This is a genomic window from Vibrio sp. V01_P9A10T6 (assembly GCF_963877065.1).
GTDB classification, from domain to species: Bacteria; Pseudomonadota; Gammaproteobacteria; order Enterobacterales; family Vibrionaceae; genus Vibrio; species Vibrio anguillarum.
Genome location: NZ_CAWNTB010000010.1, coordinates 1 through 12,226, shown reverse-complemented (window position 1 = coordinate 12,226; position 12,226 = coordinate 1). Strand labels below are relative to the sequence as shown.

The 12,226-nt window shown below is 44.1% G+C and carries 14 protein-coding genes and 1 pseudogene; 12 read left to right on the top strand and 3 right to left on the bottom strand.

What is annotated here, in order from left to right; all coding sequences use genetic code 11:
* The 6 genes from AACQ21_RS00600 to AACQ21_RS00575 all read left to right on the top strand — a co-directional run.
* Window positions 1-1,033, top strand: a 1,033-nt coding sequence (locus tag AACQ21_RS00600; RefSeq protein ID WP_258174178.1) for a DEAD/DEAH box helicase, incomplete at its 5' end; no start/stop codon positions are given.
* 62 nt (window positions 1,034-1,095) lie between these two features.
* A complete protein-coding gene (locus AACQ21_RS00595; protein ID WP_010318383.1) occupies window positions 1,096-1,485 on the top strand; it encodes a PepSY domain-containing protein in 390 nt (129 codons plus the stop codon).
* 9 nt (window positions 1,486-1,494) lie between these two features.
* Window positions 1,495-2,154, top strand: a complete 660-nt coding sequence (locus tag AACQ21_RS00590) for a response regulator transcription factor (RefSeq protein ID WP_010318384.1) — start codon at window positions 1,495-1,497, stop codon at window positions 2,152-2,154.
* Window positions 2,144-3,484, top strand: coding sequence for an ATP-binding protein (locus AACQ21_RS00585; RefSeq protein WP_105976546.1), 1,341 nt, complete (start codon window positions 2,144-2,146; stop codon window positions 3,482-3,484). Before AACQ21_RS00590 ends, AACQ21_RS00585 begins: the two co-directional genes overlap by 11 nt.
* A gap of 227 nt (window positions 3,485-3,711) precedes the next feature.
* Window positions 3,712-3,990 (top strand): 50S ribosomal protein L25, encoded by a 279-nt coding sequence (gene rplY, locus AACQ21_RS00580; protein WP_010318386.1) that lies wholly within the window; start codon window positions 3,712-3,714, stop codon window positions 3,988-3,990.
* A gap of 165 nt (window positions 3,991-4,155) precedes the next feature.
* Window positions 4,156-4,548 (top strand): ribosome recycling factor family protein, encoded by a 393-nt coding sequence (locus tag AACQ21_RS00575; protein WP_105976545.1) that lies wholly within the window; start codon window positions 4,156-4,158, stop codon window positions 4,546-4,548.
* Between the two features lies 1 nt (window position 4,549).
* Here the strand turns inward: AACQ21_RS00575 and AACQ21_RS00570 are convergent, their stop codons facing one another.
* Window positions 4,550-4,906 carry a PilZ domain-containing protein gene (locus AACQ21_RS00570; RefSeq protein ID WP_017046184.1) on the bottom strand — a complete coding sequence of 119 codons (357 nt, stop codon included), beginning with the start codon at window positions 4,904-4,906 and terminating at the stop codon, window positions 4,550-4,552.
* Window positions 4,907-5,196: 290 nt separating this feature from the next.
* Here AACQ21_RS00570 and AACQ21_RS00565 point away from each other — a divergent pair, with 290 nt between their 5' ends.
* Together AACQ21_RS00565 and AACQ21_RS00560 are read left to right on the top strand one after the other, a co-directional pair.
* Window positions 5,197-6,483 carry a DEAD/DEAH box helicase gene (locus tag AACQ21_RS00565; RefSeq protein WP_094123731.1) on the top strand — a complete coding sequence of 429 codons (1,287 nt, stop codon included), beginning with the start codon at window positions 5,197-5,199 and terminating at the stop codon, window positions 6,481-6,483.
* A gap of 200 nt (window positions 6,484-6,683) precedes the next feature.
* Window positions 6,684-7,304 (top strand): LysE family translocator, encoded by a 621-nt coding sequence (locus AACQ21_RS00560; protein WP_088728812.1) that lies wholly within the window; start codon window positions 6,684-6,686, stop codon window positions 7,302-7,304.
* Between the two features lie 61 nt (window positions 7,305-7,365).
* Here the strand turns inward: AACQ21_RS00560 and AACQ21_RS00555 are convergent, their stop codons facing one another.
* Window positions 7,366-9,282: a bifunctional metallophosphatase/5'-nucleotidase gene (locus AACQ21_RS00555; RefSeq protein ID WP_105976544.1), complete on the bottom strand. Its 1,917-nt coding sequence runs from the start codon at window positions 9,280-9,282 to the stop codon at window positions 7,366-7,368.
* A gap of 299 nt (window positions 9,283-9,581) precedes the next feature.
* On the opposite strand from AACQ21_RS00555, the gene AACQ21_RS00550 reads away from it, so the two are divergent.
* The gene (locus AACQ21_RS00550; RefSeq protein WP_026027723.1) at window positions 9,582-9,791 is read left to right on the top strand and encodes a hypothetical protein; all 210 of its coding nucleotides are present in this window, start codon (window positions 9,582-9,584) and stop codon (window positions 9,789-9,791) included.
* Between the two features lie 4 nt (window positions 9,792-9,795).
* Here the strand turns inward: AACQ21_RS00550 and AACQ21_RS00545 are convergent, their stop codons facing one another.
* Entirely contained in the window at window positions 9,796-10,047 is a 252-nt protein-coding gene (locus AACQ21_RS00545; protein ID WP_105976543.1) for a DUF1289 domain-containing protein, read from the bottom strand.
* Between the two features lie 165 nt (window positions 10,048-10,212).
* Here AACQ21_RS00545 and AACQ21_RS00540 point away from each other — a divergent pair, with 165 nt between their 5' ends.
* The 3 genes and pseudogenes from AACQ21_RS00540 to AACQ21_RS00530 form a co-directional block, all read left to right on the top strand.
* Window positions 10,213-10,656 carry an META domain-containing protein gene (locus AACQ21_RS00540; RefSeq protein ID WP_026028018.1) on the top strand — a complete coding sequence of 148 codons (444 nt, stop codon included), beginning with the start codon at window positions 10,213-10,215 and terminating at the stop codon, window positions 10,654-10,656.
* Window positions 10,657-10,859: 203 nt separating this feature from the next.
* Complete coding sequence (locus tag AACQ21_RS00535; RefSeq protein WP_105976542.1) at window positions 10,860-11,999, top strand: ABC transporter substrate-binding protein; 1,140 nt, start codon at window positions 10,860-10,862, stop codon at window positions 11,997-11,999.
* Between the two features lie 20 nt (window positions 12,000-12,019).
* Window positions 12,020-12,226 (top strand): annotated as a pseudogene (locus tag AACQ21_RS00530) (thiamine ABC transporter permease); the annotation flags it as partial.

Here is a 12,226-nt window from a genome sequence, read left to right as displayed (position 1 = left end):
ACCACAGATTGTTCAACAAATCATCCAACTAGCACAGCAAAAACAGGGAGTAATGATCTTTGCGGCCACCGTTCGCCACGCCCAAGAAATTGTGCAATTACTGCCCAATAACGAAACTGCCATCGTCATTGGTGACACGCCGACCCCTGAACGCGACACCATCATCAAGCAGTTTAAACAGCGCCAAATCAAATTCTTAGTTAACGTGTCGGTATTAACCACAGGTTTTGATGCTCCGCATGTTGACCTGATTGCGATTTTACGCCCCACCGAGTCCATCAGTTTATATCAGCAAATTGTCGGACGTGGGCTACGCTTATCCACAGGAAAAACCGAATGTTTGGTATTGGATTATGCGGGCAATAACTATGATCTTTATCAACCAGAAGTCGGTGAGCCAAAGCCCGATCCCAACAGTGAAATTATTACCATTCCCTGTCCGGCCTGCGGTTTTAATAACAACTTTTGGGGTAAACTCGATGCCGCTGGTTTTTTGCTTGAACACTATGGTCGACGTTGCCAAGGCTATTTTACAGACGAAGAAAGTGGCGAACGAGAACACTGTGGTTACCGTTTTAGAGCAAAATATTGCGGTGAGTGTGGGGCTGACAACGATATCGCCGCACGTATCTGCCATGAATGTGACGCAACACTGGTTGACCCTGATAAAAAGCTCAAAGAGGCACTCAACCTCAAAGATGCATTGGTTTTTGAATGTATCGAAATGGATTTGAATGTACATAAAGATGCAAGTGGAAAAGCGCAACTGCGCGTTACCTATCGTGGTGAGAACGATGCACAAGTCCACGAATTTTGGCCACTAACCACCAAGAAACAGAAACAGGTGTTCCACGACCAATTTGTGCGACCACACCTAGCCGATAAGCATCGCCCTTTTGATCAATCTTCACCAAGCAAAGTAGTGGCTCATCAACACCGTTTTCGTCCACCACAATTTGTCATTGCGCGAAAAGTGGGACGATTTTGGAAAATGCGCGATAAGATCTTTGAAGATGAGCTACAAAACCGATGATTCACTTTCTATTCATGTAAGGTCATTTATACTCTGTTCATCTTATTTACAGGGGGCGCAACATGTTGTTCAAAAAGGGTAAAGCTTTCGCACGCTTACTGCTGCTCTCATCATTATCCTTACCCACTTTAGCTGCGAGCAGTGATGTACACGATTGGGTTCAAGACACTTATAAGCCAGGAACCAAGGTAGAGATTGATGAGGATCAAGACGAGGTCTACGCGGCAGTTCAAAAAGGTTTAATTCATCCATTGTCTGAGCTTTATGCCACGATAGATAAAGAACTCAATGGCCGAGTTATCAAGGTAGAGTTAGATGAAGATGATGGTGAATGGGTCTACGAATTAAAACTGATGCATGACAACCGAGTTATCCGCGTAGAATATAATGCAAGCACATTAGAACTAATGGCTATTCGTGGCAGGAACCTACGCGACATCATCAAAAAATAGAGAATAACCATGAAAATATTGGTAGTCGAAGACGATCCTCGTCTTGGGGAACAAATTGTAGAAGCGCTTGAACAGACCGGCTGGGTGCCTGAATTATCACAAGATGGCATTGATGCACTCTATCGCGCTACATCAGAAGAGTGGGATGTGATTGTGCTTGACCTCGGTTTACCCAAGCTCGATGGGCTCACCGTATTGAAAGGCATTCGAGATGAAAACATCAATACGCCCATTGTAATCCTCAGTGCAAGAGACGGTTTGACTCAACGAGTCGAGGGCTTAAATGCAGGAGCGGATGATTACCTCACCAAACCATTTGAGATGGTGGAATTAACCGCTCGTATCCGCGCACAACTGCGCCGAGCATCAGGTAACGCTTCCCCTGTGATGCAAATCGGTGACTTAAGCCTTGATACTCGAACCTCTAAAGTGATGTGGCAAGGTCAAGCGGTGAGCTTGACGGCACTGGAATACAAAGTGGTTGCCTACTTCATGCACAATGCCGACAAAGTCATTTCACGGACTGAACTGGTGGAACACATCTACAAACAAGATTTCGATAGAGACTCCAACACCATCGAAGTGTTTATTGGCCGCATCCGTAAAAAAATCAATAACAACATTATCAAAACCGTGAGAGGACTGGGATACCAGCTTAATGCAAAATAAAACCTCGGCCTTAAAGCGCCTCAGTTTAAAAAGTCGTTTACTGCTCGCGGCAACGTTTTGGTTAGGTACCATGATTTTAGCGGCGGGAATTGGCATTCCCACACTGATCAAAGACTACCTAGTCAATGATGTGCAAAGTCAGCTACGCTTAGCGATGGATGAAATCACGGCGAACTTGGAAGCGACACCGCAAGGGAATCTAGTGCTGTCGTCGCGCCTTTCCGACCCTCGTTTTAGCCAACCCTACAGCGGCCTTTATTGGACGGCCTCAAGCCATGATCAATCGCTTCGTTCTCGCTCATTGTGGGATAAGCGCCTTACCAGCGAAAAACATGGCTTGAAAAGCATCGTCAAAGGCGCAAGAGATGAAAAACTGATCGTCATTGAACAAATCATCTACTTACCAGACTTCCCTTCTCCTATCACCATTACCATCGGTCTTGATGAAGCGCCATTACAAGACACTTTAAACAGCGTAATTAGCCAATTGTGGATGATACTAGGTCTGCTCTTCAGTGGTGTATTGGTGCTGATTGGCTTGCAAGTCAGTTGGTCATTACGGCCGTTAGGGAAAATGCAAAAAGAGCTGGCCGCATTGCGCAAAGGTCAACAAGCCAGTCTCAGTGACGAGTACCCAAAAGAAGTCTTTCCGTTAGTCAATGATTTGAATGCACTGTTATTCCACTATCAAGAATTGCTTGAACGTGCACGTAATCATGCAGGCAATCTCTCTCACGCTTTAAAAACACCGATTTCTGTACTGCGCAATGAGATCGATCATCTTGATTTCGTACAACAGCAGAAACTCAGAACACCGATTGAACAGTTACAAAAGCAGATTAACTACCATCTAGGGCGCGCGCGCATGGCTGGCTCAATGAATATTCTTGCGGTAAAAGCCAATCCAAGCGAACGGGTAGATGCTATTTCTATGGCATTTGACAAAATTTACGCACAGCGTGAAATCACGTTAGTTAATGAGTTGGATTCTGATCTAGAGGTTGCCGTTGACCCAACCGATCTCGACGAGATGCTCGGCAACCTACTGGAAAATAGCTACAAATGGGCAGCTTCTTTAGTTCGAGTTCACGCAAAAAATCGAGAAGAAGGCTGGGTAGAAATCCACATCGAAGACGATGGCCCAGGTATTGCTGAGCAAGATCTGGCCAAAGCGGTACAGCGTGGCGTGCGCTTAGACGAAACAACCTCTGGATCGGGGCTTGGGTTGAATATTGTCAGTGAAATGGCGCACAGTTATCGCGGTACGCTAACCCTATCGACTAGCACCATGGGGGGGTTAAAAGCGGTGCTGACTTTTCGTTCGGTTTAATGGACGAAATCGAACTCGACATTAAGCAATAAAGACTGTCACGGTCCTTTGTAACACTGCAATAAATCGATGCTGCAAGGGATTTTCTATTGCCCCATCTTAGATAGAGTGCTAGTATCCGCGCTCGTTTTGTTAGTAATCATTAATTCACTATCAAAGCTATACCACATCAGCAAGGTCGCATTGCAGATGTGAAGTTTATTTTTACTAATTTGAGTGTAAAAACTATGAAATTCGAAGCAGTAGTACGTACTGAACTAGGTAAAGGTGCGAGCCGCCGCCTACGTCACGCGGGCCAATTCCCAGCAGTTGTTTACGGTGGTGAAGCAGCGCCAGTTGCTATCGCACTGGATCATTCTGACGTGATCAACCAAATGGACAAACCAGAATTCTACGAAGCAATTACTCTAGTAATTGATGGCGCAGAAGTAAAAGTTAAGCCACAAGACGTTCAACGTCACGTGTTCAAGCCAAAAGTTGAGCACATGGACTTCATCCGTATCTAATTTCCTACCAAGGAATTAGTTGGATAAAATCCAACCTTTTGCATAAAGACTATCGGCCTTACCATCCGAGAAATCTAAAAATTCGAAACCCCGACAGCTACCAACTATCGGGGTTTCACCGTTTTATAAGACCGTGTTATAACGGAAAGTCATTCAAACAAGAACATGGCTATTATGATCATCACGATTTCCCTCCCCTCATTGATTCATCGGCTTGGTGGAGAAAATGCGAAAAAAGCAAAAATGCTGGCGAGAGAATATCAGTGCGACCTGAAACGAATACGACGTTCCAGAAATTGGCAAATCAGTGGTGAGGTAACGCAACTTGAATTATTGGCAAATCGGCTCAGAGAGCTTTATTCACTGGCCATGCAATTTCTAATAACGAGACTCAAAGACAAACTGGCAGAATATCAGGAACAGCTTGAACCCAAATCAGCCAAGTTGGTAAGGCTTGTTAAACAAAACCCATCAATCACTCTCGCCGAACTTATGCACATTACGCACTGCACAATCGCAGAAGCACGCACCGCTCGTTTCAACGCAGACAGTTTTTGATTTAAGCAGAACGTAAAGACGAGAAGTAAGACGGGTATCTTTGGCGAATATAACGCTGTTCTTCAACCATGTGCTTAAAAGCAGGACCATTGGATAGTTGAACCACGACTTCATCTTGTTGAAAGCGCAGTACTTGACCTGCAATTTTGACTGTATTGTTGCTGCGTAGCTGCACCGTACCAGACATCGATAGACCACAATATAAGGTAGTCACTCTCGGCATTGAGATACGAATGCCTTGCTCTGATATTTCACAGACATGGAATAGCTGATCATCAATTTTTACGGTAGGTCTTGCCCGCTTTGGATACTTTAAGCGGTAATATTGCCGTTTCTGTACAAAATCTGCATTGTCCATGGCGTCTATGCATCCTTTATCAAGGTTAATTACTTCTGCGTCATCATGATGCTACGCAAGTGTTGAGAGTCTACCATTTATTATCGGCTTCTGAAGTAAAAACATAATAGAAAGATAGGCAACCGCTATGAATCACCAATTCATCTCATTTGTGAACTCAAATACAATTGGTCAATAATGTAGGAAATTTATCACTGATCACGATAAACGTGAGATAAATCACTCTAAATCCTATATAGTGCACGGCTAAAATTAAGAACTGTAGGCTGTCTGCTTAAGGAACCCGTTAAATGTCATTTTCATCTCAAGGTTTTGCACCTGAACTTGTTAAAGCGCTTACTGAATGCGGCTATGAAAAACTTACCCCCATTCAGCGACAAGCCATTCCCGAGGCTCGTAAAGGGCATGATATTTTTGCAACGGCGCAAACTGGCACAGGCAAAACCGCAGCATTCGCACTGCCCGTTATTCAACATCTGTTAGATAGCGGCAAGCAACCTTCGCCTAAAACAGCGCGAGGCTTAATTTTGGCACCCACGCGAGAATTAGTGGCGCAAATTGCCCAGAACATTAAAGACTACGTCAAGTACACCAAACTCAGTGTCGCTGCTGTTTACGGTGGAAATAAAATGTCTTCTCAAGTTCGTCAGCTTGAAATGGGTGTGGACATTTTGGTCGCGACCCCTGGCCGATTAGAAGAGCATTTAAGTGAAGGTAATGTTTCACTCGCCAACCTTGAGTTTTTGGTTTTCGACGAAGCAGATCGAATTTTAGATATGGGGTTCATCAATCCCGTGCGTAAAATCATGCTGGAAGTGGAAACCTCACCGCAAATCATGATGTTCTCGGCCACTACATCCACCCAGCTTAACCAACTGGCGGGCGATATTTTACGCAAACCCAAACGCATTAATGCCGATCGTGCCAATACCACGGCCGCAACAGTGGCGCATGTGGTTTACCCTGTCGATCAAGAGCGTAAAACGGAACTGCTGTCTGAGCTGATTGGCCGCAAAAATTGGCAACAAGTCTTAGTGTTTGTGAACTATAAAGAGACGGCTAATGACGTGGTTAAAGAGCTGAAATTGGATGGCATCAAGGCCGTGCTATGTCATGGCGATAAAGCACAAAGTGCACGTCGACGCGCTCTTGAAGAATTTAAAGAAGGCAAAGTGCGTGTCATGGTTGCGACCGATGTGGCTGCACGTGGTTTAGATATCGTCGACCTGCCGCACGTGGTTAACTATGACATGCCATTTCTCGCCGAAGATTATGTACACCGCATAGGTCGTACTGGTCGTGCTGGCAAACAGGGACATGCTGTCTCATTTGTCAGCCGCGAAGAAGAGTTGACTGTTGTTCAGGTTGAAAACCTTATCCAGCAACGCATCCGCCGTGTTGAGCAGCCAGGTTATGAGCCTAAACAGCGTGATGCCTACATTGAAAAACTTCACACAAAAGCGGCGTACAAAGATCGCCAAGGCCGTCGTAACAACCCAAATGACGAAAAGCCGGATCAAGCCTCAGCAGAACGTCGTTTGAACATGATGAATCGACTAAAAAATCGTAAGAAGTAAGCCATAACAACGAAAGAGCTGCAGCAATGCGGCTTTTTTCATCTCTGTGCATCCTATCTATGCTTCATCATCCCAAACGGTCATCTTTATTGGTTTCAATCCGTAAGTAGCACTGTCGTCAATTGCACAGCAAAGTGAAATAGTGAAGATTGTAATTAATGTGTATGCTAGAGCTCTTGCCTCTCAACACGGATTGATTAATGAGCAGTACTTTACTTCTGGCATTTATACCAACATTCTTTTTTGTTTCGATTACTCCAGGTATGTGCATGACATTGGCACTGAGTCTTGGGATGAGTATTGGTTATCGCCGAACTTTATGGATGATGATGGGAGAGATCGTCGGTGTGGCGTTCGTTTCCATCGCAGCCGTTTTGGGGATGGCTTCGATTATGCTCAATTACCCTTGGCTCTTTACCGGATTCAAAACCATCGGTGCCATCTACCTTGGCTATATAGGCATTCAGATGTGGCGCTCAAAAGGCAAGCTTGCCCTCAGTAGCGACTCACAGGTCACTCCCCATAACAAAGACTGGGATCTTGTCGTGCAAGGTTTTGTGACCGCGATTGCTAACCCTAAAGGCTGGGCGTTTATGATCTCCCTACTTCCGCCTTTTATTAATAGTGAAGCACCACTTGCACCTCAACTGTTACTGCTGGTGTCCATTATTATGGTCTCAGAATTTGTCTGTATGACACTTTACGCAACAGGTGGCAAAGGGTTAAAACGAGCTCTAGGGCATTCAAAAAATGTGCGTCTAATGAACCGTATTTCAGGCTCATTGATGATAGGCGTTGGATTCTGGTTATTGATGAGTTAGTCGTTAAAGTAGTAGGCTCTGACTTTTGGCCAGAGCCTTAACCGTTAATTTAAAACTTTAGCTAATCTAAAACATTAGCATTCAATGCATTGAGCAATACAATCTCTCGATTGATACGCTGTTTTTCAGCATCAGAAGCTTGGCTACTTTGCAAAATACGCGCATTGATCGCCTCTTCAGCCGCGGCCTTATTGGTAAAAAGTAGTGCTTTAACATTGATTGAGGCGATATTGCTATAACGCCCATCATCACTACTTGGTACATCAATTTGGCCACTATTAATTAGAGCTTTCACGATGGCACGTTCCGATTCATACCCTTGCAAACCTTCCAGCTTCCAACGTTGCATTGGTTTCCCTTCGTAGCGGCCTTGCTTCTCTTGGGTGAGATAGCGGATCGTTAGGTTTCTAATAGTTCCTTCCTCTTCGCCATATTCCGCTTCCGAGTCAAAAATAATCGGGAATGACCGCCCTTCAAGGCTACCCCCTTTCTGCGTCAAATGCCCCATTCGGTAACTATTCATACCCAACCGAATATCACTAGTATCATCAATCGGTTGTCCACCAGCAAAACGCAGATCTTTAATTCGCTTACCCGCAGGTTGAGTAAGATCAATGGTGTAAGTGACACCCGCAAAAAAATCATTGGTTGAGTATTTCGATGCGCGCCGCTTTGGATCAAAGCTATAAGTCACATCGCCTGGCGAGACGGAATTGAAATACCCAGCGGCCCATTCCATGTAGGTGCGCAGCTCTTTACCTGTCATTTGGTAAACCGTAATTTCACCACCAGCATATTGATAGTTAAACGCGATATCTTTTGCTTTGATTGGGCCAGTATCAAGTTGAGCTTGGTCATTATCAATTTGCAGTGCGATCACGTTTGCTTTTGGCGCGTAGAAAAAACTGGCTTCCTGAAACAGCGCACTGATGCCGGTATCTTGAATATGCACTTGAGGGATACCGCGTATTTCATCATCAGGAACCAAGTCGACTCCGTCAAGTATCGCAATTTCGCGATTGGCATTTTCTCGTAAGCGTTGATGATAAGGTGCGTACAGCGTTTCCATTTTCGAATCAGAATCAACACCTTTTATAGGGTAAGTGAAGCTGTCTTTATGAACGAGCGTGTATTTACCATCCTTTTCTTCAAATTGGAAATCGATTCGAGATAAAACGCGTCCATATTTGTCAGGCTCGGTAATGATGACACCGTTTACCGTCGCTTTATCAATTTTAGTGTGCATGTGGCCAGCAACAATGGCATCGATTTCTGGGTTAGCATTGGCAATATCAGATACGCCCGTATCTTTGATGTCGTTTTCGTTATCCAGCCCCATGTGCGCAACCAAAACGATCGCATTGACATCATTTTTTATCTGCCCAATCACTTTTTTCACTTCAAGTGTTGGGTTAGTGAAGCTCATGCCTTCAAGGCGATTAGTGCCTTCAGCAAACACTTGTGTCATCGGAGTATCCATTCCAATGATACCGATCTTGACGCCATTTTTTTCAATAATTGTTGCGGCGGGTAAGAATGGATTGCCATCGGGCCTCTGAATATTCCCGGCTAACGCTCGGCCTTTAAATTGAGTCAAGGAGCGATTTAATACCGATAAACCAAAATCAAACTCATGGTTACCCAGCACCCAAACATCGTAGTTCATCTCATTAAAACCGAGCATCATAGGGTCTACGGCTTCATGCTTAAACGTTTCAACAAAGTTTCCCTGAATCGTATCTCCCGCATCCACTAAAATAACGTTTTTATCTTGCTCTCGTATCTGTTTAACCTTGGTGGCGATTTGACTTAGGCTCCCCTGCATATTCAGTTTGTCAGCAGCATAATCCCATGGCATAAAATGCCCGTGAATATCGGAAGTACCAAGAATGGTAACTTGATGAATATCGCCATCAGCAGCGAAAGAAGAAGCGGCAATAGAAGCAAGTATTGCGCTAGTAACAATTTTTAGTTTCATAACATACTCATACGTATAAACAGGCTTTCATTAAAACAGAGTGGATATTATTGATTTTATAAATATGTTTATGTGATGGGGTCGCCCATTCGGTTGCAACACTAAAAAGCAATCACAAAATTTCGAGAGCGATCTCTCTTTAAATAGATTCTATGGCTTAAAGAGCTTTAATCGAGCCAAATCAGGCGGTTAATTTTTAATCATAAAATTGAGCAAATTTTAAGCAGATCTTTGATTGACGCTGTACTGGATCGCTTCTATTTTTTCTATTGGTTACCACAACAATGGAGGTTATAGAAATGAAACGCGCAAGTTCCACTTATCGATTACAACTGATAAAAGATGTTGTAACGCGGCACCAACGTACGGATCCAATGGCGAACTATATTCAACAGCTTCTGACAGAAAAACCCAACATGGAACAACCCGATGTGAATAAACGTTTTCACGGTAATCATTTTGATGAACATGCTGGTGGTTGGGTCAGTGATTTTTGGGGAATGAAGTAATTGATTAAAACAGATCGCGCTGCGGGTTCGTTTCTGGCTCGGAATCTGCCTTGTTTTGCGCTTGTTGTTTCTGTTTTTTCCGCTTATAGCGCTGTTGGCATAATTTTATGACATGCAGTTGCTGCGCAGTAGTCATTGAGAGCCAGTTAAAACGCTCTTCCCTTTTACGCATACAGCCTTGGCAATAACCTTTGTCATCAACTGAACATACACCGATACAAGGGCTCAGCACTTTAAAAAATTCGAGTTGCTCCATGGTTACTCAATTATTTTTCCAATTTAATGTCCGCCACATAAGAGTAACGTGTGTCACTTCCTGATTGCAAACTGTGACGCATATAAAACAATCACCTTATACTGACAAAAACAGTACTCAATTTTATATACTGTGCGCGTTTTCCAAATTCTGGGGTCTAATACGATGAAGTTTAGTTCAAAAAAATGGCTAGCCGCAATTTCGCTACCTGTATTGGTGAGTGCCTGTGCAAGTAATGGTGATGTAGAAAGCATTACCGCTCAAGATTTGCAGCATCACAATTGGCAACTGGTGCAAATTGATGGCAAGGACGTGGTCAATAATGACAAACAAAAAGCACCGCGATTAGAAATCGGCGAAAAGATGATGGCTAGCGGTAACGCAGGTTGCAATAACTTTTTTGGGCAAGCCGAGCTAAAAGACAACCAATTCCGCATCGAAAAAATGGGCATGACCATGATGATGTGTATCGGTGATGTCATGGATACCGAGCAGGCGTTTTCTCAAACATTGTCAGATTGGAGCGAGATCAATCTGACTAAAGATAGCCTAACGCTTAAAAATGAGGTTCACACGCTCACCTTTACTTTACGTGATTGGGTAAATTAATTTTAGTCATTCTTCTCATGGCAGTCTGCTCCACCAGGCTGCCATTTCCGTAGACCACCTCACACATCATTCACCTATCTGCGACTTCTGCTTTTTCTTACCAATTCAGATCTTTTGTTTTTTTTCGTTCATAATGAATGAACATGGAAATATCTCCGGTCTATTCACTAAGTCACTGAATAAAGCGATCTTTAAGGATAATTATGAAAAAGCTCATCACCTTACTCTGCACGTGTGCCTTCGCACTTTCCGCGTCAGCGCAAACTTGGCAACAAACCACAGATGCAGCTAAAGGACAAACCGTTTACTTTCACGCGTGGGGAGGCAGCCAAGAGATTAATGAGTACATCCGCTGGGCAGGCAACGAGCTTCAAGATCGCTACGGTATCGAGTTAAAACAGGTGAAAGTGACCGATATTGCCGAGACAACAACACGGCTTATTGCAGAAAAGGCGGCCGCTAAAAATAATAATGGCAGTGTCGATCTAGTATGGATTAATGGTGAAAACTTTAAGTCCATGAAAAATAATGGTTTATTGTATGGTCCATTTACGGAGCGTTTACCTAGCTGGCAATATGTTGATTCCTCACTGCCGATCGATCAAGATTTTTCAGAGCCGACTCTTGGCCTTGAAGCGCCTTGGGGTGTAGGACAACTGGTGTTTATTTACGATCAGGAAAAGCTCAATAACCCACCCCGTTCATTTTCAGAAATGTTGAGCTACGCAAAGGCATTTCCTAATCGTGTTAGTTACCCTCGTCCTCCAGAGTTTCATGGCACCAGTTTCCTTAAAGCCTTATTGATTGAACTAACAGAGAACGATGTTGCACTGTCTAAGCCTGTGGATGAACAAAATTTTGCCATAGTGACAGCACCTCTTTGGCGCTATCTTGATGAATTTCATCCTGTGGCCTGGCGTCAAGGCAAGCAGTTTCCCAGCGGTTCTGCTCAGATGCTGCAATTGCTTGATGATGGTCAGCTTGATCTTTCCATCAACTTTAACCCCAATGCTGTTTTTTCCGCTCAAGCAAATGGAACGCTAGCGGCCTCTACCCGCTCCTACGCGTTTGAAACAGGGGCTCTTTCTAACATTCATTTTCTCGCCATTCCTTGGAATGCGAGCGCCAAAGAAGGCGCATTGGTTGCGATCAATTTCTTACTCAGTCCGGAAGCACAATCTCGTAAAGGTGATCTTTCCATTTGGGGAGATCCATCGGTATTACAAAATGAGTTCTTAAGTGGCAGCGCCAAGAAAACTCAGCTGTTTAAATCAATCGCCGAGCCACATCCAAGTTGGCAAACGGCGCTTGAAGCCGAATGGCAACAACGCTACGGCCACTAAAGAGACTGAGATAAAGCCCGATGTTTAGAGCAAGCTATTTGCTGATTATTGTCATCTGTATTGCCCCAGTTGTTCCCGGCCTACTTGGGGTCATACTCTCCTCATTGGGCTATATTCCTCCCGTTGGCTTGCACCACTTTTCTCTAGATGGCTACATCGCCATCTTACAATGGTCGGGAGTCGGGCAATCTCTACTACTTAGCATAGGTTCTGCGTTAATCAGTACC